Annotated in this window: 19 protein-coding genes; 13 read left to right on the top strand and 6 right to left on the bottom strand. The window is 44.6% G+C overall.

All coding sequences use genetic code 11. The features are described 5' to 3' along the window. Positions 1 to 130: 130 nt before the first annotated feature. A complete protein-coding gene (mnmC, locus tag J8L84_RS15315; RefSeq protein WP_211071430.1) occupies positions 131 to 2,278 on the bottom strand; it encodes a bifunctional tRNA (5-methylaminomethyl-2-thiouridine)(34)-methyltransferase MnmD/FAD-dependent 5-carboxymethylaminomethyl-2-thiouridine(34) oxidoreductase MnmC in 2,148 nt (715 codons plus the stop codon). A 36-nt stretch (positions 2,279 to 2,314) separates the two neighbouring features. Then, the gene (locus J8L84_RS15310) at positions 2,315 to 3,334 is read right to left on the bottom strand and encodes a GGDEF domain-containing protein (RefSeq protein WP_211071429.1); all 1,020 of its coding nucleotides are present in this window, start codon (positions 3,332 to 3,334) and stop codon (positions 2,315 to 2,317) included. A gap of 463 nt (positions 3,335 to 3,797) precedes the next feature. On the opposite strand from J8L84_RS15310, the gene fabB reads away from it, so the two are divergent. Further along, on the top strand, positions 3,798 to 5,012 hold the full coding sequence (gene fabB / locus J8L84_RS15305) for a beta-ketoacyl-ACP synthase I (RefSeq protein WP_211071428.1): 1,215 nt from the start codon (positions 3,798 to 3,800) through the stop codon (positions 5,010 to 5,012). 200 nt (positions 5,013 to 5,212) lie between these two features. Here the strand turns inward: fabB and J8L84_RS15300 are convergent, their stop codons facing one another. Further along, on the bottom strand, positions 5,213 to 5,911 hold the full coding sequence (locus tag J8L84_RS15300; RefSeq protein WP_211071427.1) for a Crp/Fnr family transcriptional regulator: 699 nt from the start codon (positions 5,909 to 5,911) through the stop codon (positions 5,213 to 5,215). 79 nt (positions 5,912 to 5,990) lie between these two features. Here J8L84_RS15300 and J8L84_RS15295 point away from each other — a divergent pair, with 79 nt between their 5' ends. The 10 genes from J8L84_RS15295 (at position 5,991) to purF (ending at position 20,240) form a co-directional block, all read left to right on the top strand. Then, complete coding sequence (locus J8L84_RS15295; RefSeq protein ID WP_211071426.1) at positions 5,991 to 6,746, top strand: class II aldolase/adducin family protein; 756 nt, start codon at positions 5,991 to 5,993, stop codon at positions 6,744 to 6,746. 81 nt (positions 6,747 to 6,827) lie between these two features. Next, positions 6,828 to 8,030, top strand: coding sequence for a 4-phosphoerythronate dehydrogenase (locus J8L84_RS15290; RefSeq protein WP_211071425.1), 1,203 nt, complete (start codon positions 6,828 to 6,830; stop codon positions 8,028 to 8,030). A 59-nt stretch (positions 8,031 to 8,089) separates the two neighbouring features. After that, positions 8,090 to 9,106, top strand: a complete 1,017-nt coding sequence (locus J8L84_RS15285) for an aspartate-semialdehyde dehydrogenase (RefSeq protein ID WP_057790969.1) — start codon at positions 8,090 to 8,092, stop codon at positions 9,104 to 9,106. A gap of 421 nt (positions 9,107 to 9,527) precedes the next feature. After that, positions 9,528 to 14,168, top strand: coding sequence for a FimV/HubP family polar landmark protein (locus tag J8L84_RS15280; protein ID WP_211071424.1), 4,641 nt, complete (start codon positions 9,528 to 9,530; stop codon positions 14,166 to 14,168). 61 nt (positions 14,169 to 14,229) lie between these two features. Then, entirely contained in the window at positions 14,230 to 15,021 is a 792-nt protein-coding gene (gene truA, locus J8L84_RS15275; protein ID WP_057790973.1) for a tRNA pseudouridine(38-40) synthase TruA, read from the top strand. 242 nt (positions 15,022 to 15,263) lie between these two features. Further along, positions 15,264 to 16,109: an acetyl-CoA carboxylase, carboxyltransferase subunit beta gene (accD, locus tag J8L84_RS15270; protein ID WP_057790975.1), complete on the top strand. Its 846-nt coding sequence runs from the start codon at positions 15,264 to 15,266 to the stop codon at positions 16,107 to 16,109. Further along, positions 16,109 to 17,416 carry a bifunctional tetrahydrofolate synthase/dihydrofolate synthase gene (folC, locus tag J8L84_RS15265; RefSeq protein ID WP_211071423.1) on the top strand — a complete coding sequence of 436 codons (1,308 nt, stop codon included), beginning with the start codon at positions 16,109 to 16,111 and terminating at the stop codon, positions 17,414 to 17,416. Before accD ends, folC begins: the two co-directional genes overlap by 1 nt. Before the next feature lie 31 nt (positions 17,417 to 17,447). Continuing rightward, positions 17,448 to 18,053 carry an SPOR domain-containing protein gene (locus J8L84_RS15260; RefSeq protein WP_211071422.1) on the top strand — a complete coding sequence of 202 codons (606 nt, stop codon included), beginning with the start codon at positions 17,448 to 17,450 and terminating at the stop codon, positions 18,051 to 18,053. A 160-nt stretch (positions 18,054 to 18,213) separates the two neighbouring features. Further along, positions 18,214 to 18,702, top strand: coding sequence for a CvpA family protein (locus J8L84_RS15255; protein ID WP_013783505.1), 489 nt, complete (start codon positions 18,214 to 18,216; stop codon positions 18,700 to 18,702). Between the two features lie 14 nt (positions 18,703 to 18,716). Continuing rightward, positions 18,717 to 20,240 carry an amidophosphoribosyltransferase gene (gene purF / locus J8L84_RS15250; protein ID WP_013783506.1) on the top strand — a complete coding sequence of 508 codons (1,524 nt, stop codon included), beginning with the start codon at positions 18,717 to 18,719 and terminating at the stop codon, positions 20,238 to 20,240. A gap of 131 nt (positions 20,241 to 20,371) precedes the next feature. Here the strand turns inward: purF and J8L84_RS15245 are convergent, their stop codons facing one another. Continuing rightward, entirely contained in the window at positions 20,372 to 20,968 is a 597-nt protein-coding gene (locus J8L84_RS15245; protein WP_211071421.1) for a Yip1 family protein, read from the bottom strand. A gap of 568 nt (positions 20,969 to 21,536) precedes the next feature. Further along, positions 21,537 to 22,295, bottom strand: coding sequence for a tRNA isopentenyl-2-thiomethyl-A-37 hydroxylase MiaE (gene miaE, locus J8L84_RS15240; RefSeq protein WP_211071420.1), 759 nt, complete (start codon positions 22,293 to 22,295; stop codon positions 21,537 to 21,539). Positions 22,296 to 22,433: 138 nt separating this feature from the next. On the opposite strand from miaE, the gene J8L84_RS15235 reads away from it, so the two are divergent. Beyond that, the gene (locus J8L84_RS15235; protein ID WP_211071419.1) at positions 22,434 to 23,045 is read left to right on the top strand and encodes an ACP phosphodiesterase; all 612 of its coding nucleotides are present in this window, start codon (positions 22,434 to 22,436) and stop codon (positions 23,043 to 23,045) included. Here the strand turns inward: J8L84_RS15235 and J8L84_RS15230 are convergent. Next, entirely contained in the window at positions 23,042 to 23,974 is a 933-nt protein-coding gene (locus tag J8L84_RS15230) for a LysR family transcriptional regulator (protein ID WP_211071418.1), read from the bottom strand. The genes J8L84_RS15235 and J8L84_RS15230 overlap by 4 nt on opposite strands. Positions 23,975 to 24,111: 137 nt before the next feature. On the opposite strand from J8L84_RS15230, the gene J8L84_RS15225 reads away from it, so the two are divergent. Next, the gene (locus J8L84_RS15225; protein ID WP_211071417.1) at positions 24,112 to 25,137 is read left to right on the top strand and encodes a zinc-binding alcohol dehydrogenase family protein; all 1,026 of its coding nucleotides are present in this window, start codon (positions 24,112 to 24,114) and stop codon (positions 25,135 to 25,137) included. Positions 25,138 to 25,229: the final 92 nt, after the last annotated feature.

Here is a 25,229-nt window from a genome sequence, read left to right as displayed (position 1 = left end):
CCCATCGGTGGGTGTTTAACGGCCGGTGATAATTTAATTAAACAAGAAAGCGCAGTGTGAAGTGCCCTTAAATGGGCGTTCAGCACTGCGCTTTTTTATTGCAGCTTAAAAATAGCGATAAAGGCCATCGCTATTCATCAAAGATACTTCGAATACAGTCTCTCACCATAAATCGTGCAGGATGCACCGCTTGGCACAAATCGTTATTTAATGGCAAAGGCTCATGGGTTAACGTACTTGCTAATAATTCTGCCATCAGCGGCGCCGTAGTGAGGCCGCGTGAACCTAAACAACACAAAGTACTAACTGGAACTGCTGGCAATGCGTTCGCGGTATAAAGTGGTTTGCCTAACGACAAGCCAACATATTGAGTTTTAAGTGCCGAAAAATCGGTAAGCATGCCAGATACAGGTTGATGATCTGGTGAACCTAACCGCGTAGCCGCCCTTGCTTCGCCGTCATGCTCAAGTTGTTGTACAACATCCGTGTTCGCCATAGCTTGCTGGTGGGTTTGCAAGTTTTGTTCGCTCTCTTGAGTGCGAACCTCTGTGGTCAGATCGTTCTTAATATACGTTGAACCAAGCGCGTGGCGGTTGTTGAGTGCTGGGGTCATATAGCCTTTATGGCATATCACAGTTGTTAGCGCGTTTATGGGCGCTTGAGTGGCAATGGCTTCTACTTGCCCGCGCACTGGGCGCAGCGGCAATGCAGCAAACGCATTACTGCCCACGGCACCAGCTCCCGTAGCTAAAATAAGATGATCAGCATACAACGTCTTATTATCTGACGATGCTTCTGTACTGCTTGTCGATGCCTGTGTACTGGCCGTTATATCAAACTCCACCGCAAGGTGGTGTGCTTGAGAACATTCATCTGGTAAAGATGCTTTGTCATTTTCGTTTAATACACTGTGAGAACGGTACTCATGGTGACAAAGTACCATTACATCAGCGTGCTGTTTTGCTTGCTCTATCAGCGCCTGCACTAAGTCAGGTGGCGACAACCAACCCCCTTGCTCTATAAATAGCCCATCGTAGGGTAAGTCGATGCTCGCTTTTTCCGATAGCGCTTCAGGGCTTATTGGCTTGATTAACGCCTCTGGCCAAACACCATTTGACACCAACTTTTTCTGTCGAACTGCAACTTTCTCATTAAAGTTAAGTTGTGCAACACCACAAAAGTCGTGTGCCACAGACGTTTTTTCTATTGCAGTATTTGTTGAGGTATCTTTTTCATCAAGCAAGGTATGGTAAATATGCGAAGCATACAAAAAGCTGTGGGCTTGAATACGACTTGCAATACTGGCTTCGGAATGTAGCTGAGGGAAGAAGCCCCCTTGTGGGTTGCCCGACGCCCCTGTAGCTAATGTGTCGCGGTCATGACATATCGTCACCTTGATACCACGTTTAGCTAAAGCAAGTGTCACTGTTGCTGCCGCAAGACCGCTGCCCACTACAACAACGTGGCTTTTGGGTGTAATAGCAGCTTGGTTGAAACGATAATAGGGGCCTTCAAAGGCGCGCTTTTCGGCTAAGGTAGAGGCGGCTTCTGTTTCATAAACACCCACCAACATATCTCGTTTTCTACCAAAGCCTTTACGCTTTGATACGGTAAATCCAGCGGCAGCCAACCCGCGTTTTACAAATCCAGCTGCGGTAAAGGTGGCAAAGGTAGCGCCAACTTTCGACAACCGCGCCATTTGTTCAAATAAAGGGTCGGCCCACATGTCAGGGTTTTTGCTAGGTGCAAAGCCGTCTAAGAACCACGCGTCAACTAGCCCGGCTGTTGGGCTATGCCATTGGGGTAATAAATCGTGTACATCCCCAATCCACAGATCTAACGTGGTAGCAAATTCATCGAAATGACGCCTATGGCAGCCATCTAGTTCCATGGGGTATCGCGTGCTTAGTGCGGTAGCTTCTTCTTTTAAAGCCGGGAACGCCAGTAACGCCTTCTCCATATCGGGCTTGGGAAGGGGAAACTTTTCTGTACTTAAAAAGAACAATTGCTTAAGCGGGTGGCTAGGGTTGGCGTTTCTAAAGCTTTTAAATGCTTGCATGGCAACCAAAAAATTGAGCCCAGTACCAAAGCCGGTTTCCGCAATAACAAAGCTAGGGGCGCTGTGTGCCTGCCAGCGTTCAATAATGTTATTTCCACCCATAAATACATACTGGGTTTCGTTAATACCACTGTCATTGGAAAAGTATACGTCGCCAAAATGGTCGGCGACAGGCGTGCCGTTTTCATTGAAATGCACGCTTGCTTGTTGAGATTTCACCGGTGTAATTTAACTCTTTATGCGGTTGATAACAGACTATTCAGAGACTATCTGATTGCGACCTTGTTCTTTGGCTTTATAAAGCCGCTCATCGGCGACCTTGTATATTTGAGACAACGCATCACCATTTTCAGGCCAGTGAGCCACGCCGATACTTACGGTCATGGCAGCGTCAAAGCCTTCTGCGTTTAACGTGTGTTCAACTGAATGCCGTAAGCGCTCTGCAATGCTATGTGCCTGAGAAGGCGTAACGTCGGGTATGAGTAAGCAGAATTCTTCGCCGCCGAATCTAAAAGCCCAATCGTTTCGTCTGCGCATACTATTGATAATTCGTGATACGTCAACGAGTACTGCATCACCCACGCCATGGCCATATTTGTCGTTTACCTTCTTAAAATGATCAAGATCGACTAACACCATAGAGACAGACTTTTGTTTTTCAGGCAAGGTTTCGCAGAGCATGTCGAAAATTGAGCCTAGTAGCAAGCGGTTGTTCAGCCCGGTGAGCGGATCTAACGATGCCATTTCTTGCAATCGCTTCACGGTTTGCGCTCGCTTTTGCTCGTAGGTATAGGACAAGGCCCAAATAGCCGTCAGGGTTAGCGCAATATTTACAATGGCGATAACGGGCGTGCCAGGGTTTTGCACGATATGTCGGTATGTCAGAATAGCGCAGCCTGAAAATACATATAAAACAGAGTATATGGTGCCTAATCTAGTGCCCAACAGCAAATAGGATAGTACTGGAACAATGAATAGCCAGCTGTACAGCGCCGAGGTAAATGAAGCAGTTAGAATGCCAATAAGAATGACGGTGTATAGAGCGAATAGAAAGAGGGAAGACCATAACTTTAAGTTCGGTGTCTTTTTGTGAACTGCTAGAATAGCCAGCGAAAGAAAGACAACCAACAACTCAACAAAAGCTAATACTCTGTGGCCTACTATCCAATTATTGATAGTAAAAATGACCCCTGCAACAATGATAACAAGTAGAACAACTCTTAATACCGTACGACGAAACTCGAGTTCGTTGCCCCACAAGTTAGAAGTAGCCATGGTGATGTGTATTCCCGCACAAATTTGACTGAAGATATTTATCTTATAAGAACCGCGCGTATTAAAACGCACCAGTGAATAGTGACACTACACAATGTTATCTGAATTGACTCAAGGTGTTTATCTTAATTGTTAAAGATAGACGAATGGATAAGAAGTGTGACCAGTTTGATAAAATTAAATAAGGATATCAATAATCATCAACGCATTTGCCTTGCTGATAAACCTAGAGAATTGTTTTGAGAATTTAGTGAAGCTTTTGTGAACTTGCTATTTTCTTCTAGTATTTAAATATACCTTTCATGATACATTGGACGCAGCAATTCACGTGGCGCAAAAATAATTAAAGCAAATGCATCAGGATGCGGTTAGAAAAAGTGAAGTGCTGGGTCTTTAGCTGCAAAGCAGACCACTTTACCAATCAAAATCGTTACCATAGCCGCATCAACGCAAAGGGTAAACTATGAGAAGAGCAGTTATCACCGGTCTTGGAATTGTTTCAAGCATCGGCGTCAATAAACAAGATGTACTTGCTTCATTAAAAGCAGGTAAGTCAGGTATTACACACTCTGAGCAGTTCGCTGAGATGGGCTTAAGAAGCCAAGTGTGGGGTAATATCGATATCGACCTTAAAGAGCACATCGACCGCAAAGCTATGCGGTTTATGGGTGATGCGGCGGCCTATGCTTATGTTGCTATGCAACAAGCGATTGAAGATTCAGGCCTTGAAGATAGCGATATTTCTAACGATCGCACGGGTATTATTGCTGGCTCTGGCGGCGCGTCTTCTGAAAACCAAGTGCTTTCTGCAGATATTCTGCGTGAAAAAGGCGTAAAACGTGTTGGGCCTTACATGGTACCTCGTTGTATGGCGTCTACGGTTTCAGCGTGTCTTGCTACACCGTTTAAAATTCGTGGCGTAAACTACTCAATCGCATCAGCTTGTGCCACCAGTGCACATTGTATTGGTAATGCCATGGAGCTTATTCAACTGGGTAAGCAAGAAGTTGTATTTGCAGGTGGCGGTGAAGAATTACACTGGGCACTGTCAAGTCAGTTCGACGCCATGGGCGCACTGAGTTCTAAATATAACGACAACCCTTCAGTAGCATCACGTACTTACGATGCAGCCCGCGATGGCTTTGTTAGCTCTGGCGGTGGCGGTATGGTTGTGGTTGAAGAGCTTGAGCATGCATTAGCCCGTGGCGCAAAAATTTACGGTGAAGTGGTTGGCTACGGCGCAACTTCTGATGGCTTCGACATGGTGGCACCATCAGGTGAAGGCGCAATCCGTTGTATGAAAATGGCCATGCAAAATGTGTCTGCACCCATCGATTACTTGAACACCCACGGTACGTCAACACCAGTAGGTGATGTGAAAGAACTGGCGGCTATTCAGGAAGTGTTCGGTCAATCTGGCGTGCCAATTAGTGCAACAAAATCACTAACGGGTCATGCATTAGGTGCAGCTGGGGTTAACGAAGCTATTTATAGCTTGTTGATGATGGAAAACAATTTTATTGCGCCATCAATTAACATCGATACCCTAGACGATGCAGCAGCTGGTCTCGACATTGTTACACAAGCACGTGAAGCAACGTTGAACACGGTTATGTCTAATAGCTTTGGTTTTGGCGGCACTAACGCAACGTTAGTGATGCAGCGTTACCAAGGCTAAACAATAGCGGTAAGCAAGTCTGTATCAGACTTGCTGATAGGCTTGGTGGGGGGGCTTGATATTCCCCATCGAGTCATCGTTTTTCACTCAATATTACTAACCCCATAACCCTTAAGTATTCGTATCCTGACTTTTATTTTTTAGCTGCACGTCCACCTCTGGTGTTTTTCTGTCAGTTTTTACCTACCACTGCTTTTTTATCAATCTTCATCTACAAGCAATGCGAACAAAGCGTTTGGGCGACTAATCGTTATTTTCCCATAATGTAAATGCAGTAATCCTTGGTTTTGTAAATCACCTAAGAGCTGATTCACCGTCTGTCGGCTACTGTTTATCATCTGCGCTAAAGACTCTTGCGATAAAGTTAAGGTAATGGCGCTGTCTTGGGGTAAATGCTGGCCATAACTGGTGGTTAGCATCAGTAGGCGCTTAATTAACTGGTGTTGTAAATTTAGCCCCGCGCTGGAATCGATAAATTGAAACGCGCTTCTTACTCGAGAACAAAGCAGGCGGGCAAAGTGAGGGTAAAGCTCAGGGTGTGCCTTTAACACTGCGTTAAAGGCATTTTTGGGGATAACCGCAATAACGGTATCTATTTCGCACACACTATTGTGGGTACGAGGTAAATCGTCAAACAGAGAGATTTCACCAAACCAGGTGCCCGGCCCTAGCAAGGCAAACAGCATTTCCTTGCCATTGGCGCCAATATTCATTACACGCAAGCGGCCTTCACATACACCGTAAAAACCAATGCCTTCCTCGCCTTTAGCATGCAGTTGTTGACCTGCTTTTAAATGACGAACACGTACCTTATCGAGCAAGGCGCATTGCAAGTTTTCAGGGAGTGAAGAAAACCACATCGAGCTGGTTAAAACGGTTGAGTATTCTTGAGTTAACATTTTTATTACAGTGTCGTTTATCCGACAGTTTAGCCTGTAATTTAGGCGTAAGGTAGAAAAAAAATGGTGGAGACGAAAGATGAGTTCAGAAGTAAAAACTCAGGTGAGTGAGCAAGAATGGCAAACCCGTGTAGATTTAGCGGCGTGTTATCGCGCTGTGGCCATGTACGGTTGGGACGATTTAATTTTTACTCATATATCTGCAAGGGTACCAGGGCCTGAGCATCACTTTTTAATAAACCCTTACGGAATGATGTTTGATGAAGTCACAGCGTCAAGTTTGGTAAAGGTAGACTTACACGGCAATAAGGTGATGGAAAGTGAGTACGACATCAACCCTGCGGGCTTTACTATTCACAGTGCGGTACACGAAGCTAGAGACGATGCGAAGTGCGTTATGCATTTGCATACCACCGAAGGGGTAGCACTTTCAGTACTAGAGGAAGGACTACAAGCCTACTCGCAGCAGTCTTTGTTCCCGATGGCCTCGTTGTCTTACCACGCCTATGAAGGCGTAGCCTTGAACCCTGATGAGAAAGCGCGCCTAGTACGTGATTTAGGTGATACGCAATTTATGATTTTACGAAATCACGGCCTGCTTACCTGTGCCGACAACATTGCCGATGCGTTTTTATTTATGTTCATTTTTCAGCGAACCTGCGAAATTCAGTTAAAAGCACAAGCTACAGGTCAGAAGTTAATTCCAATCCATTCTGCTATTTTGCAAGGGATCCGCGCTCAAGCGTCAGAGGTAACCAAGCAAGCGGGTGGCAGCCTAGCTTGGCCGGGTATTAAACGGCGGGTTGCACGTCGATTCCCTGGTTTCGACGAATAAGCGCTAAATTAGACTAAAAAACAGTGTTGATTCATGGTGCTCAAGGTTACTAATCCGTAGGATTGAGGTAAACTTAGCATCATGAAAATACTCTTTGAAGACACTATTCCTTTAGGCCACGAATACTTCAGTGGCTTAGGTGACGTAAGTCGTTATGCATGGCAAACCCTTACTCCGGAAGATATCAAAAACGTGGATATCTTGGCTGTGCGTTCTACCACCAAAGTCAATGAAGTGTTGCTGAGCCAAGCTTCGCAACTTCAATTCGTTACCACCGCCACCTCTGGCACTAATCACATGGATAAAGCCTGGCTTGATAGTCAGGGAATTAGCTGGAATTCAGCCGGTGGCTGTAACGCCGTGGCCGTGGCCGAATATGTGCTAAGCGCATTATTTTTGGCCGACCGTGCAGGTAAAATAGACATTAATGCTATTACCGTGGGTATTGTGGGGGCAGGGCATGTAGGTACAGCCTTGGCTAAACGATTAGCCGCATTGAACATTGAATACAAGTTGTGCGATCCCCCATTAAGTGTAGCGGATGACCCACGAACTTTCGTTGATTTTCAAGACATTATCGGTTGTGATGTAATCACGCTTCATGTGCCTTATGTGAAGTCAGGCAGCCACACCACAGGTAAGTTGATTAATGCTGATGTGCTAGAACAGCTTGTTAGCAATCAGTTGCTTATTAATGCGTGCCGCGGTGAAGTGATTGATGAACAGGCTTTGTTAAATAGGCTTAAACAACCAAACGCGCCCACAGTAGTGTTAGATGTATTTGAAAATGAGCCGGCCATCAACCCCGAACTAGTGCAGTATTGTTGGTTAATGACTCCTCATATTGCTGGGCATTCAGTAGAGGGAAAAGTGCGCGGTACCCAGTATGTTTACGAACAAATATGCAATTTGCTGGAAGAACCAAGCACTAAAACCCTTGGCGAGTATTTATCCGCTGTTGAACCCATCAAAGTAGAATTTTCGTCTGCGTCAGCTTCCGTTTTATCGAAACAAGATTTAATAGGGTTAATGCTACAGGTTTATAACTTGCGTGATGACGATACCGCCTTTCGGGAAAGGTTAAGGGAAGCGCTGGAAAAACAGCAAAATGAAAGTGCAGATAGCGAAGAAATTACTGCCAGCATTAGCCACACCTTTGCTACTATGCGCAAAAGCTATCGGGTGCGACGGGAATGCAGTGCGTATACGCTAATATTACCCAGTAACACCTCAGATGAAATTAAACAGCAATTGAAAGGGTTAGGCTTTTTGGTGCAAGCCTAGTTTGCCAGCCTAACGCCTTCTAATTTTAAGCTATACCATTAATAGGAGAAACAACACTTATGTCACAAGCCTTTGACGTTGCCGTATTAGGCGCGACCGGTCTAGTTGGGCAAACCATGATAGAACTACTGGCAGAGCGTGGCTTTCCAGTAAATCGTTTATATCCACTAGCCAGCAAACGTTCAGCGGGAACCAGTATTAGCTTCAAGGGCGAAGATGTAGAAGTGTTGGATGCAGATACTTTCGATTGGTCGTTGGTACAGTTTGGCTTCTTCTCAGCAGGCGGCAGCATTTCTGCTGAATTCGCGCCACGTGCAGCTGATGCAGGCTGTATTGTTATTGATAACACATCTGAATTTAGATACGAGCCAGACATTCCGCTTGTAGTGCCAGAAGTTAATGCACACGTACTGGCTGACTTTCGTAACAGAAATATTATTGCCAATCCGAACTGTTCAACCATTCAAATGATGGTGGCGTTGAAGCCAATACATGATGCTGTAGGTATTGACCGTATTAACGTGAGTACGTATCAGTCGGTATCGGGGGCAGGAAAAGAAGCCATGGAAGAGCTGGTGAAGCAAACTGCTAGCCTGCTAAATGCGCGAGAACTTGAAACAAAAGCGTTTAGCCGTCAAATCGCCTTTAACGTTATTCCTCAAATTGATGCGTTTCAAGACAATGACTACACCAAAGAAGAAATGAAAATGGTGTGGGAAACGCAAAAGATTATGGGCGATGACAGCATCTTGGTTAATGCGACCGCAGTAAGAGTACCTGTGTTTTACGGGCATGGTGAAGCCATTCACTTAGAAACTCGCGCGCCAATAGATGCCGAACAGGTTAAGCAATTACTTGCAGATGCCCCTGGGGTTAAAGTTTATGATGCTGCCGACCAGTTTCCTACTCAGGTAAGCAGTGCTAGCGGCAATGATATGGTTCACGTTGGACGTATTCGAAACGATATTACTCACCCCTGTGGTCTTAACCTTTGGGTGGTGTCAGACAATATCCGTAAAGGTGCGGCAACCAACAGTATTCAAATTGCTGAAACCCTAATTCGCGATTACCTGTAATAATAGGATAAATAGGCAAAGCTCAAAGTAGGGCATATAACATTGATTTCGCCGAGTAAGTAAACATTTTGCTTACTCGGCCGATAAGCAGTTATATCGATATTCAACAAATAGATACCGAAAACAGAAGGGCTAACTAGATTGCCATTAATAACTGGTTTATAGTTTCCTAAACCAGATTAAAAATACCGTTGGCCTAAGTGATGTTGTCGATACATCAATAAAGGTAAAAAATAGCGGTAAGCAATGTAGAAAATCTGTATTGATAGGGCATTTTCATTCGTGCGCAGGCGCTATCAAATGATAAGAATAAAAAGCTGAACCCGTTTGCCGCATTTAAGCGCCAATGAAAAGAGGTTTAGCTACGAATCTCCACCATGACACTTGGTGGTGTTGACGCTTGAGGGCATATAGGATTGCTATGAAATTGCATTTGACGGGCTTAGTTTTACTTACTTTATGTTTACTAGCCCCCCACAATAATGTCGATGCACAGGAACGCGCTACCCTGCTGAAAGGGCCCAAGAACGCGACCAGCCAGTATTCTGGATTAGAATACGGCCCCATTGATTCTCAAGATACCCTTTGGCGTATAGCTGAGCGTTATCGTCAAAATAATAACCTGTCGGTTTATCAGGTTATGTCAGCTATTTACGAACTTAACCCCAATGCATTTGAACAGCAGAACTTAAATTTATTAGTTGATGGTTCAATGCTGAAGTTGCCTTCAGAACGGTATATTTCTCGTATCGATGCTAGACAAGCACAAATTCGAGCAGAAAGTGACGAGCGAACCTTCGCTGAGTTGCTAAATAAACCCGGTAGCAGCGTACGAAACATCAAGCCGCCTGCGCCTTTGGTAAATCAAAACGATTTAAGCCAAACCCAATCCAATATAGAGCAGAAAATAACGCGTTTAGATCAAGAGCAAACCCGTCAGTTTGATGAACTTCGGATGCAATTTGCTGCGTCTTTAGAAAACGTGGAAGCCTTGTTAAATGAAAATCGCAAACTGTATGAACGAGTAGACGAGGTCAACGGTGAACTTCAAGAGCTTCGTAATCAGGTTGAAGGCGATGTTAAATCACAAATAGATACGCAAGTGGCGCTACAGCAAGAGCTGCTCGATATGATGAAAGCCGAGCAAATGCAGCGAGAAGCAGAAAAACAAAAATCGATGTGGAGTTCGCTTTCTAGCCCGATGCTTCTGATTATAGGTTCCGGCATTCTTACCTTATTATTGGTAGGCGGGCTAATTGCTTGGTTGTTGAAACGTAAGCCAGCTGAAGCTGCGGAAGCACCTGAAGTTCCAGAAATCTCTGATGATGTACCAGTACCAGATACTGACATGGCTGACTTGGCCAGTGCACTGGAGCCAGATCTTGGCGATAGCATGGAGCTGACGGATGACGATCTTTTCAACGACGACGACTTGCTTGATGATGTGCTTACCTCTGAACTAGAAGAAAGTCTTGATGATGATTTAGAAACCTTCGGCGACCTTGATGATGACATGTTGGTGCCAGAAGACGATACCGATGATTTATTTGAGTCGGGCAGCGAAGAGCTTGATCAGAACGAGCTAGATAGTTTGTTCGATGATGATGATTTGTCCGATAAGCTGAGTGAAGACGAAAACAACAGTTTAGAAGGGTTTGATTTATCTGGTGATGACGATGATGACCTAGCTGGCTTTGACGATTCTTTAGACTCAGACCTTGGTGAAGAGTTAGACGAAGCGCAAGACGAAACCGATATTGAAGAAGCGCCAGATGCGTCTGAACCCGACGCCTTAGATGACGACTTTGATATTGATGATATTTTAGATGGCGCAATGGCAGAAGCCGCCACGAGTGATTCAGTAGACGACATTTTTGAAGCCGCACAGTCTGCATCGAATGAAAGCGAAGAAGATACTGCCACCTTACCCAGTGTTGATGACGAAGACGAAACACCTGAAATCAGTATTGATGATTTACTTGAACAAAATGCGCCAGAGCCAACACTGCTAGATGAGCTAGACAGTAAAGATGAGCTTATCAATGAAGATATGATTGATAAGCTTGATGATGAAATTAATCAGCAGAACCAAGAACTCGATCGTATTACCGATGATTTGCTCAACGAGATTGAGCAAATAGAAATGATGGGTGGCTTAGACGAAGCCGGCGATGAAAGCGCTGAAGACGGCGAAAGTGAAGAGGAAGCGATAGAGTCTGTGGCTTCAGCACCTTCGCCACAAGCCATTCAGAGCCTAGACAATATTACTGACGACCTAGATGAAATTGATGTTGAAGACATGGAGAATGCAAATGATTTCTCTGATCCCCTGTCTGATGATTTAATTTCCGAATTGCAGGCAGAAAGTGAAGAAGAGTTGGGCTTTGATGAAAATACTCTTGAAGAAGAGAGTGCTCCTGAGGAAGATGAATCTGCAGATGATGATTTTGCTGATCCATTCACAGATGACTTACTCGCCGAGCTTGAAGCTGACATTGAATCGGATGATGAAGGTGTTGAGCCAGAAGCTGAACCTGAATTAGCTGAAACTGATTTTGATGATCCGTTAACGGACGATTTGCTCGCAGAACTAGAAGCGGGTATTGATTCCGAAGATGATGCATTAGCGCCCGAAGCAGCAGATGAAGCTACGCCTGCCTTCGACGAAAATGGCGACTTTGATGACCCTCTTACTGACGACTTATTAGCTGAACTTGAAGCTGAAAACCAGCCAGACGAAGCGCCTCAAGATGAGCCAGAAGAAACCACTGCTACTGAAGCTCCAGAAGTTGATGGTGACTTTGATGATCCTCTTACTGATGATTTACTCGCTGAGCTAGAAGCAGATATTGAATCAGATGAAGACGCAGATTCCGGCGATGCCCTTGCAGATGAGCTTCTTGCTGAACTTGAAGCTGATATCGACAGTGGCATCGACAGTGATATTGAACAAACTCAGCCCGATGCGCCGTTAGACAATGAAATCGAGCCGCAAGAAGTTGATGATTTTGATGAGTCTGACCAAGACCTTGTTGACGAAGCGCCTGCAGACGATGACGAGCCCGCAGAAGAACTGCATGTTGAAGAAGAGCCCGTTGAACAAGAGTGTGTTGATGACGCGCTTGCTGAGGACGTACCTGAAGACACTGCTCAGTCAACAGAGCCTGAAGAATCAGAGCTAGATGAACTAGACGAAGCGCTGGAAGATACCGCAGAAGAAATTGCGCTTGACGGTGAAGATGAAGTCGACGGGCTAGATGATATCGATACGCCTATCGAAGAAGAAGCGATAGAAGATGTTGAGTCAACAATAGATGAGCCAGCAGAGGCAGCAGGCCTCGAGCTAGAACAAGAACAAGAAGCCATTACCAGTGATGACAGTGCGCAGCCTGAGAGTGACGTTGAAGAAGAAACTCACGATGCATTAGCCGATGAGTTGCTAGCGGCTGTTAACGCCGATAGTGAGCCAGAGGCCGAGCTTGCTGTTGATGAGCCGCGTCCAGCAGACGAAAATGACGATGAGTCAGCTTTAGATGAATTAGAAACTGATGAAACAGATTTAGACGACGATAAGCCTTTTGAAGAGCTCGAGTCTTTAGGTTCCGCTGATCAAGTCATTGATGATCCTGAAGCAGAAATACAAGATATAGCTTCGCTAGAAGAAGCCGAGTCGCAAGACGACGTGGATGGGTTTAACGAAGACGAAATAGTAGATGAAGTACCGCCAGCGGAAGCTCAACTCGACTTTGATAACGATGACAGCGAAGATGCACTTGAGGATACCCGTGAGGATATCCAAGAGAATGACTCAGAAGATGCTTTAGAATCAGCCGACCCCGAAAGTGTAGATGGTGCCCACAGCGATAAAGAAAGCCACAGCGATAAAGAAAGCCAGAGCGATGAAGAAAGTGACAGCGATAAAGAAATCGACAGCGACGAAGAAGACGAGCTACTAACTGACGATTTACTTTCTGAGCTTGATTCTGACATTGAAACGGGTCAAGAGGTTTCGCCAGACGAGCCCGACGCTGATGATGAAATTAATGAAGATGATTTAGAAGATACTTTTGACATAGAGCCAGACGCTAATGAGCCTCTTGCCGAAGCCGAAGCCGAAGCCGAAGCCGAAGCCGAAGCCGAAGCCGAAGCCGAAGCCGAAGCCGAAGCCGACCCGCTTGATGATGCGTTAGCGGCGTTTGATAAACAAATGATGGATGATATTCCTACATTTGGTGAGTTGAGCGATGATGCTGAAGAGCCAGAGCCAGAGCCAGAGCCAGAGCCAGAGCCAGAGCCAGAGCCAGAAAGCGACGGCTATGACGACAGTATTCTTGATAGCGCTTTCGATGAAATTGACGAGTTTGAATTAGAACATGAAGTCGATGGCGTGGTGCCAGAGCCTTTAGCGAATGAAGAGCCTTCAGCGGATAAAGAGCCGTCAGCCACAGAAAAAGATCCCAGCGACTTCGACGAATTAGAAGATGTGCCAGGACTAGATGACTGGTTATCAGGTACTGAAGAATCAGAACAAGAAGAGATATTTGACGATTTAGATGGTGCAGAATTTGATGAATTACTGCAAAGCATTGAATCAGAGCAGGCAGATGAACCAAGCCTTGAAGCTGATACCACTGAATCTACAGAAAGCTTAAACCTAGAAGATGGCCCAGAGCCTGAACTTAAGCTAGATAACCCAGATTTAGATTTAAGTGCGTTGTTAAACGATGTGGATCTCGATGCTGAAGCCGAGTCACGTACACCGCCAGAAGACTTCTTGGATGTAGAAGCGCTTATGGATGATGGCGAAGACAACGAGATAGACCCAGACAGTGCAGAACTTGATTTAGACGTAAGCCTTTCTGATTTCACCGGTGTTAATGATGCCGATGACGTGATTGATATTGATAAAGATGCTGGGCAAAACGCTAACCTCGACCTTGCACGTGTTTATCTAGAAATGGATGATATTGTTGCAGCGAAGGAATTACTCGAAGATGTGATGAATCTAGGTAGTGAAGAACAAAAGCAAGAAGCTGAGAGTATTTTAAAATCCATCAGTTAATTGCATGTTGAGTGCGGTATGACTACACTTAGCGGCTTTTCTATTTAGAGGTGTTTGAAACATGGGGCGAATCGCCTTAGGCATCGAGTATGATGGTGCATCGGTACATGGTTGGCAACGTCAAAAAGACGTGGCTAGCGTGCAAGAATACCTAGAGAAAGCACTCACCGTTATCGCAAATAAGCCTATTATAGTATTTTGTGCTGGTCGCACCGATGCCGGTGTGCATGCAACTGGCCAAATAGTCCATTTTGACTGCGATGTAGAGCGTCCAGAGCGTGCTTGGACACTTGGCATTAATGCTAACATGCCTGACTCAATAGCCGTAACATGGGCTAGGCCTGTCTCTGATGATTTTCACGCCCGCTTTTCGGCTACTCACCGTCGTTATCGCTACGTTATTTATAACTCACGTATGCGACCTGCTATCCTGCACAATGGTGTGACTCACGAATACCGAGAGTTAGACGCCGAGAAAATGCATGAAGCCGCACAGGCGTTGGTAGGTGAGCACGATTTCACTACATTTCGGGCATCACTGTGTCAAAGCAAAACGCCACACCGAACAGTGAGTAGCGTGAGTGTACATAGACAAGGTCGTTATGTGGTGTTGGATATTCGTGCGAATGCATTTTTGCATCATATGGTACGAAATATCACTGGTTCACTGCTTTGCATTGGGGCAGGGGAGCAACCTGTCGATTGGATGGCCCATCTACTTACTTTAAAAGACCGTGCTAAAGCCGCTACTACCGCTAAACCTAACGGGTTGTATTTGGTTGATGTAACTTACCCTGAGCACTTCGGCATACCAAAATCGCCTCTTGGGCCTCTTTTTCTTCCAGAATCTTAAAAGCCTGAATACCTCTGAACGGTAGCAATGGGTTACCGTTCAACTTCTTAGACCAGTTTTGTTTTTTCCATTTTACTGTATTGTGGTCTAATAGCGCGCTATATTAGGTGGTTGTACTAACGTAGTGCGTATTTTTCTCTTGCGCTACAATAAAGTAACCGAAATATTCATGTAGTACTGACACAAAGCACGAATGAAAAAACAGTGTCGGTGCGCTAATAAATATAAAGGATTCCTTTTCCATGAGCTGGATTCAAAAAATTCTTCCGCGTACGCAAACATCCACAAAAGGTAATGTACCTGAGGGGATTTGGACAAAATGCGGCTCTTGCCAAGCTGTGTTGTACAAAAGCGAGTTGGAAAAACTTCAAGAAGTTTGTCCTAAGTGCGATCACCATATGCGTATTACGGCCCGTCGCCGTATAGACGGCTTTCTTGATGAAGGTGACCGCGTAGAACTTGGTGGTGAATTCGAACCACAAGATATCTTGAAATTCAAAGATTCAAAGCGTTATAAAGACCGTATTGTAGCCGCGCAAAAGCTAACCAATGAAAAAGATGCCTTGGTTGTTATGCAGGGCAAACTAAAAGGTATGCCAGTAGTAGTAGCCAGTTTCGAGTTTGCCTTTATGGGTGGTTCAATGGCCTCTGTGGTAGGCGCTCGCTTTGTTGCTGCCGTAAACGCTTGTCTTGAAAACAACACACCTCTTATTTGTTTCTCTGCCAGTGGCGGTGCACGTATGCAAGAAGCGCTTATGTCGCTCATGCAAATGGCGAAAACATCTGCAGCATTGGCAAAAATGAGCAAAAAAGGGTTGCCTTACATTTCTGTACTAACCGACCCAACGATGGGTGGCGTTTCTGCTAGTTTAGCCATGCTAGGTGACGTTAACGTTGCTGAGCCAAAAGCCTTGATTGGTTTTGCTGGTCCTCGTGTTATCGAGCAAACCGTACGCGAAAAGTTACCACAAGGTTTCCAGCGTAGTGAGTTCCTTGTTGAGAAGGGCGCTATTGATATGATTGTTGACCGCAGAGAAATGCGTGATAAATTACACGGCTTGTTACTTAAGCTGCATCATCAGAATTAGTGAATACACAAAAAAATCAAAATACTGACTCAACAACCTCGTTGAGTCAGTGGCTTTCTCATCTTGAATCTATCCATCCAAGTGCCATTGATATGGGGATTGAACGCGTTAAAACTGTGGCCAATGCCATGGGTATCCATTTAAAAGACGCTCTGCTTATAACCGTGGCCGGCACGAATGGCAAAGGCACGACGTGTCGCTTGTTAGAGCAAGCTATGCTTACGCAAGGTAAAACCGTAGCAGTATTTAGCTCTCCTCATCTTGTGAGTTACTGCGAACGCGTGCGGCTAAACGGTGAATTGGCTGAAGAAAGCGAATTTTGCCGCGCTTTCGAGCTTATCGAAAAAGCCCGTGGCGATATCACGTTAACTTATTTTGAGTTCGGCACCTTAGCGGCAATGAAAATGATGCAGGATTGGTGTGTTGATGTGGCCGTATTGGAAGTGGGACTGGGGGGAAGGCTAGATGCGACTAACATTCTCGACCCAGATTTAGCCATCATTACTACCATCGACCTCGATCACCAAGACTGGCTAGGTGATACCCGCGAAGCCATCGCTCGCGAAAAAGCCGGTATTATGCGAAAAAATGGTAAAGCCGTTATTGGTGAGCTTTTGCCACCAGACTCTTTGCGTGATGTTGCGCGAGAGTTCAACGTAGATGGGCGATGGGCGCAAGAAGATTTTTCCGTTGTAGAGGAGTCTATAACAGATAATAGCGTTAGCACTTCATGGCAATGGAAAGGGAAGCATTCTGAATTTACCCAACTACCATACCCGCACATTCCGCTGCAAAACGTAGCTACGGCACTTGCAGCACTAGAGTTATTAGACTTACTACCAGATGAAACGGCGATAAGGCAGATCATTGCCAATACCCGTTTACCCGGCCGTCAACAAGAAATTAGTCACAACCCGCTAGTAGTGGTGGATGTCGCGCATAACCCCCAAGCAACTAAAGCAATGCAGGAATGGCTTACACGTTACCCCGCAAGTAAAATACGCGTAGTAGTGGGTATGTTAAAAGACAAATCTATTGTAGAAACCCTTGCGCCTTTGTCGTCGCTGAATGCACAATGGTACCTAGCAAGTACATCAGGCCCTCGAGGCTGCGATGCAGACGTGCTGGCGGGTGCACTTTTGGATGCTCAGCTTGATAAAAGCCGTACCCAAACCTTCTTTGATGTGACAAGTGCTTATAAAGCAGCACGAAATGATTACCATGAAGGCGAACTTATCTTGGTCTTTGGTTCCTTTGTTACCGTGGCTGAAGTGTTAGATTATACCAACGCAAATGAACAACAATAAAAACGAACAATAAGTTCAACAGGAGATAATAGTGACGTCGGCATTAAAGAATAGACTCGTGGGCACCATCATCATTGTGGCGCTGGCAGTTATTTTTTTACCAGACTTTCTCGATGGCAAGAAGCAAACCAATAAAGAACCGTTTGTATCTGTTCCTGCAAGTCCTCCTAAGAAACCCATTGTAGAGCCCGAAGCCTTTCCGAGCGAGCGGGTAGCTAAAGCTGCACAGTTGCCCGTTACGGTAACGGACGATAAGGCGCTGGATGATGAAAGCGCAACGTCAGCGCCCAGTGAGACTCAAGCGTTACCTGAGCCCGTAGAGGCGTCAATAACGCCGGAAGACTCTCTAGCTAGTCAAACCGTTGTTGAAGCACCAGACTCATCCACAGTGGATGACGCAGGCTGGGTGATACAACTAGGCAGCTTTCGCCATGAGAAGAACGTAAAATCACTATTGAATAAGCTTGAAAAAGCGGGATACCGTGCGTTTAGTCGCCGGATAATGACTAACTCAGGCCCGCTCAACAAAGTGTTTGTTGGCCCAGACTTAGAAAAGCAAAAATTAGAGGCAGCATTGCCCCATTTACGTGAACTCACCGACCTTAAAGGTAAGGTCACCACGTTTAAAGTAGAATAGTGTAAACCGATAGGTACACAGTACTTTTTACGCCGTAAAAATTAGCGGCCAGAAATATTACACATTGGTAATTTTTCTGGCTTCTGTTAGAATGCGCGCCATCTCGCCAACGGCATGTCGCTACTAACAACTTCCGCGACTATAACGCAATTAAGAGACAATGAACTGGGTAGACTTTTCCATATTGGGTATCGTTGCGGTATCTACCTTAATAAGCCTTATTAGAGGGTTTGTTAAAGAAGCCATCTCTCTTGTGGTATGGTTTGGCGCACTCTTTATTGCCAGCCATTTTTATGCCGACTTAGCCGTATACTTTACTGCCATCGATGATTTGTATCTTCGAAATGGCGCTGCCATTGCCGCCTTATTTGTATCAACTCTGATGTTAGGCGGCATGTTAAATTTTGCAATTGGGCAACTGGTTCAGGCAACAGGCCTGTCAGGTACCGATCGCGTTTTAGGCATTGTATTTGGAGCGCTCCGCGGAGTTCTTATCGTTAGCGCGCTTCTCTTTTTCATGGACACTTTCTCTGCTGCTGCCTCGTCGCAGTGGTGGCAAACGTCGGTACTTATTCCCGAATTTGGTGTCATTATTGAGTGGTTTTTCACGTATGTGAAAGGCTCCTCCAGTTTCTTAAATCCCGCTTGATATAGGTAACGCACATGTGTGGTATTGTCGGAATAGTTGGTAAAACACCAGTAGCTCAGTCTTTGTACGATGGTTTAACGGTAATCCAACATCGTGGACAGGATGCTGCTGGAATAATGACCATCGACCAAAATATGTTTAATTTGCGTAAGGCAAATGGTTTGGTTCGTGATGTATTTCATACGCGTCATATGAAACGCTTATCGGGCAATATGGGTATTGGGCATGTTCGCTATCCTACTGCTGGCACCTCGAGCTCAGCAGAAGCACAGCCTTTCTATGTGAACTCGCCGTTTGGTATTGCGTTTGCGCACAATGGTAACTTAACCAATGCTCACGATCTGCAAGAAGAAGTATTTCGAATTGCCCGTCGTCACATCAACACCACATCTGATTCAGAGTTATTATTAAACATTCTTGCTCACGAGCTACAGCAAGTAGCTGGGTTGAGTGTTACTGCTGAACATATCTTTGAAGTAGTCACCAAAGTACATAAGAAAATTCGTGGTGCTTACGCGGTTGTTGCCGCTATTATCGGCCAGGGTATTGTGGCATTTCGTGACCCACACGGTATTCGCCCGTTAGCGCTAGGTAAGCGTATGACAGAGCTTGGCGAAGAGTGGATGGTAGCATCTGAAAGTGTGGCACTGGATGCAGTTGGCTTTCAATTCATCCGTGACGTATCGCCGGGTGAAGCAGTGTACATTACTGAAAATGGTGAGCTTCATACTAGACAATGTGCTGAGAATCCCATTACCTCACCTTGTATTTTTGAGTTTGTTTACTTTGCACGTCCAGATAGTTTTATCGACGGTATTTCAGTTTACGCTTCGCGCGTGAACATGGGTCGCAGATTAGGTGAAAAAATTGCCCGTGAATGGAGCGATTTAGACATTGATGTTGTTATTCCTATTCCTGAAACCTCTATGGATGTGGCACTGCAAATTGCCAATACCTTAGAGTTGCCATACCGCCAAGGATTTGTGAAGAATCGCTATATTGGCCGCACGTTTATCATGCCTGGCCAAACTATGCGTAAGAAGTCTGTGCGCCGTAAACTAAATGCTATCTCGTCTGAATTTAAAGGCAAGAATGTGTTGTTGGTTGATGACTCTATTGTTCGCGGTACTACCTCTGGACAAATTATTGAGATGGCCAGAGAGTCTGGTGCTAAAAAGGTATACTTCGCCTCAGCAGCCCCTGAAATACGTTTCCCTAACGTATATGGTATCGACATGCCTTCCGCCAACGAACTGATTGCTTATGGCCGAGAAATCGATCAAATAGCTGACCTTATTCAAGCGGATGGTCTTATTTTCCAAGATATCACTGATTTGGTTGAAGCAGTACGAGAAGAAAACGATTCAATTCAACGTTTTGAAACCTCTGTTTTCGACGGCAATTATATTACCGGTGATGTAGACCAAGACTACCTTGAACGTATTGATATCTCGCGTGGAGAAAAGTCTCGTGAAGCGCCTATTCTGCAAGCAGAATTGAGCAATTTAGATATGCACAATATCGATTCTAACGACTAGGTCAATTGCCCAGCAGATAGTTTTGGCTATGTGCTTTACTCATAAAAAAAGCCGCTATTAAGCGGCTTTTTTGTGTTCATTACTTTTTGGCAAAATGGGTGAAGCAATTCACATCTTCTGTTTACTTACCACTAGCTGGCAAAAATAGGGCCTGTTGTAATACCCCACAATAATACTGCGCCAGTCATTAAAATAACCATTAACACGAGCCCACAGGTAACTACTGAGCTTGAATAGATGAATCCTTTTTCTTGCGGCAATTGCATTAACAAAGGCACACCAGAAAAAAGTAAATAGACTGAATAACTCACACCTACTAGTAGTGCAGTCATAACCACCCAAAGCTCGGGATACAAACCTGCAAAGCCCACCATAAATAATGGGGTAGCGGTGTAAGCGGCTAACTCTAATGATTGCGTGAAAGTGGTTGATGATTCAAACGCTTTAGCGAGCTCGTGAATAACGACTGCCAAGGCTACTACGCCAGCAACTAAGCCAAAATACATACCCGTCGCCATTAATAGCGCACTGCTTTCACTTAATTTGATGAGCTCTCCGCCCATACTCCAGCCCGTATAGACCGTTGAGTAATACGCCACAATAGTGGGTATTAACGCAATAATAGCAATGTGGCTAAATGCGTAGAAAAATGTTTCTTGGCGTCTATCGATATTACGGCATTCTTCTTTCGGATGCGTGTACATCCCAATAACATGGTTTAAAAGCATTGTCCTTCGCCTCTGAGAAAGTCTGAAGAGTATTATTTTTTATAAGAGTCAATGTTAATACTAAAGTATAAAATGCAACATTTAATTTACACGTCAATTTTGCTACAGGATGATGAATCAGTCAAATAAATAGTGTAAAAATTCGGCCCTAAAACGCACTTATTAAACTAAATTACTAAGGTGCACCAATATGGGTCGAAATCAGGCAGAAATTTAAACGAATTGAAGGCTAAATAGCTTAATAAATATAAGGATTATCTTAGGTAAGGCGGTGCTATCGACCCGGTTAGCCAAGTAAAAGAAGACTAATCAGATAAGTGCAACCAAGTAAAAGCCATCAGGTAAGAGCATCAGGCGAGATCAATTAGTTGAGAGCAGTCAGATAAGCGCATTCAAATAACTAGAGAAGAACATTCAGACAAGAAAAAAGGTATGAATAAAAATAAGTAAACAAGACTCAAAGAGAAAAGGTGGCAAGAAATAATTAGTTGAAAGCGTGGCATGACACCACGCATTATCACAGGTTAACGCTTCTGGTTTTAAAGCCTATAAGTGCTTCGTCAATGCCTTAAGCTGGAAGCCCGCTATGGAATTTAAAATCGCTGTCACTGGTGGTGATTAATTCCGCCTCTACCTCACCAAAGTAAGCAATCCTTTGTGAAATATCTTTGCCCGCAATGTCGGTGGCTAGCGATAAGTAATCTTGATAATGCCTAGCTTCAGAGCGAAGCAATGAAATATAAAACTCTCCAAGCTTTGCATCAACGTGGGGCGCTAATTTCGCAAATCGCTCGCAAGAACGAGCTTCGATGTAAGCACCGCATATAAGTTTATCAACTAATGCGTCAGGTTCATGGGTTTTAACGTGTCTTAGCAACCCTTTTGCGTAGCGCGAGGGCGTTATGCTTCGATACTCAATATCGAAATGGTCCATCATTTCCAATACTTGATAGAAGTGGTGTAACTCTTCTTTAATCAGTAATACCATTTTATCAATAAGATCTTGGCCGTATTTTGAGTCGGAACGAGGAATAACAGACTTAGACAGTTTGTTTTTAGACGGTAAGTCTCGCCAGTCGCCTTCGCGCTTGTACACGTATTGCTCGAAAGGTTGCAGCCACGCCAAAAGGGCATCGCTACTTTCTTTATCAACAGCATATTTTCGAATCAGAAACATGGCCGATTGAGATGCTTTAAGCTCACAAATCAAATGATCTAAAAGCAGCATCGAAAAGTTTTCAGGTTTGGTAGCTTCTTCAACCCATGCATCTGGCGTTGTAGCGTGTAAAAACGTATTTATAGGGGCAAGTAATTCTGTCGTATTCACGGTCTTTAAAACTAAATTAGGGCTAACGTAAACTACAATTGTACCACATTCACACTTCGAACCGATGGGGACGTAGTAAATACTAAAACAATATTAATGGGGTAAACGATTTGCTAGCTATTTGGGTATAATAGAACCATGAATTACCTCGCACATCTTTTTTTAGCCCAGCCCAATGCCGATTCTCACTATGGAAATTTACTTGGTGATTTTCGCAAAGGTATTGCACTCGACACGCTTAGCCTTAGGGTTAGCAAGGGCTTGGAAAACCACTATACGGTAGATAGATTTACTGACAGTCATGCCAGCGTGAAACAAGCCAAAGCACTCTTTAAACCTCAGCATAGGCGCTTTGCGCCCGTGGCAATAGATATGCTATTCGACCATCTATTAATTACCCATTGGGCGCGGTTTTCTAACATTTCCTTTGAAGCATTTTGTGATCACAGCTTTTTGTTATTAGAGAAAAATCTGCCTATTATGCCCACGCCTATGCAGCGCAGTGTTTCACATATGATTACGCACAATTGGTTTGCAGACTATGCACAATTTGAAGGGATAGGTTATGCCATACAGGCAGTCGCGAAACGCATAAGATTTAAAAATGATTTTGCGCAGTGTGTGCAAGATATAGAAGCAAACTTCACAACCTTAGATAGCCTGTTTCTAAGCTTTTTCCCTACCTTAATTGACCATGTTCAACAACAGGGCCCTGAGTGCGGCACCCCTAGTGGACTCATCACGATTTAGATACGATCTTCATTAACAACACCTGCCGCTACAAGTTGTTGTAGTTGATATTGGCAGTGCGTCCTAAGGGTATCTCTTAATAACCTTACCGCTGGCGTTATGGTTTGTCTGCTCGGGCAGATTAGCCATAATTGGGTAGGTTTAACAATGTATTCAGGCATTAACGCCACTGCGCGGCCATTAAGTAGGTCGTCGCACATATCCAAACTTGATTTTACCGCCAGGCCATGGCCATTCACACACCATCTGCGCACCATGTCGCCGTCGTTAGCAGCACGGTTTCCCTGCATTTTAATTTTTACAGGCTGATTGTTGCGGGTAACTTCCCACTCGTTATAAATAATATCGTGCAGCTGGTAAAAAAGGCCGTTGTGTTTCGGTAGGTCTTCTAAGGTTTTGGGTGTGCCGTGTTTCTCTAAATAAGTGGGGGAGGCTACCAATAGCCTAGGGACTTCACATATTTTAAAACCGTACAGGCTGGCATCGTTTGGCGAGCCATACCGAAGGGCGATATCAACGGGGTCACGATAAAAATCGATATTACTGTCGCTTAAATGCAGTTTTATGGTGATCTGGGTGTGCTCATCCATAAAGCTATTAAGCCAGGGTGCGATAACATTACGGCCTAAATCTGACGATAAACCTAAGCGTAATTCGCCCTCAATATTGCCCGTATCTTCTTGCAAGTTTTGCTTTGCGTGTTCAAGCATAGTGATGGCTTGCTCGCAAATGGGTAAGTAGCGTTCACCCGCGGCAGATAAACGAAGGGAGCGAGTGGTTCGAATAAAAAGGTCGGAACCCAGCGTACTTTCAACTCGTTTAACTGCAGCACTGGCTGTTGCTGTGCGCATGTCTAAACTAGATGCTGCGGCAGTAATACTGCGAAACTCCGCTACCTTTAAAATAACAATGAGATCTTCAAGTAACATAGATTATCTATTTTTTATTGAAAATGTTTCAAATATTGTGCTGTTTAATTTGAAACAGTCAAGGCGTATTATGTTCTCATCGCATATCAATATGCACATTCGTTCAGTAAGTTAGTTAAACAGAAGAGGATTTCTCGATGAAAGCAATTGGATACACTACATCTTTACCTATAACAGATGAAAACGCACTAATGGATGTAGAGCTTGCCAAGCCTGCTGCATCGGGACGTGATGTGCTGGTTAAAATCAATTCCATTGCCGTTAATCCGGTAGACTTTAAAATTCGCCAACGTGTTTCACCTGAAAATAGCGAACCAAAAATTTTAGGCTGGGATGCCGTAGGTGAAGTGGTTGAAGTGGGTGACGATGTTCAAACCTTGAATGTGGGCGATCGGGTTTATTATGCCGGTGATTTAACGCGCCAAGGCACTAATGCAGAGTTTCAGTTAGTTGATGAACGTATTGTTGGCCGTGCTCCTAAAAGCTTGTCTGATAGTGAAGCGGCGGCATTACCACTTACCGCAATTACTGCATGGGAACTATTGTTCCAACATTTGGCGCTTGAAAAGCAACAAGCGGGCAATACTAAGAAAACTGACGAAACCGTATTAGTGGTAGGTGCGGCAGGTGGCGTTGGCTCTATTATGCTTCAACTGCTAAAAAACCTAACCGGCGCTACGGTTATTGCAACCGCCTCTCGTGAAAGCTCTAAACAATGGGTGAAGGGGTTAGGCGCAGATTATGTTGTTGATCATCGCCAACCATTGGCTGAACAAATCACCGCGCTAAACATTGGGCCAGTTACCCATGTGGCAAGCTTGAATGCTACTGATGCTTACTTAGATGCGTACGTTGAAATTATGAAGCCGATGGGCAAAATTGCCCTTATTGACGACCCAGAAGCGCTAGATATTTCAAAGCTTAAGCCAAAGAGTATCTCTTTACACTGGGAGTTCATGTTTACTCGCTCTATGTTCCAAACAGAAGATATGAGTGCTCAAGGTGAATTGCTTACTGATGTGGCAACACTGATTGATTCTGGTCATGTAAAAACCACGGTGGGTAAGCACTTAGGTAAGATTAACGCGGCAAACTTGATAGAAGCGCATAAAACCTTAGAAGCAGGTACGGCGATTGGGAAAATTGTTCTAGAAGGCTTCTAATTTTTCTGTAACGGATAATCGTTTATCGAGCTAGGTGCGATAGCGCTAGCTCGGTGCTTCCTAGCTAGGTGCTACCTAACTCGGTACAAGCT

Source organism: Alteromonas sp. MMG017, from assembly GCF_018100795.1.
Taxonomy (GTDB): domain Bacteria; phylum Pseudomonadota; class Gammaproteobacteria; order Enterobacterales; family Alteromonadaceae; genus Alteromonas.
Note: the sequence above shows the minus strand (reverse complement) of the source record. Positions and strands in the feature narration are given on the sequence as shown.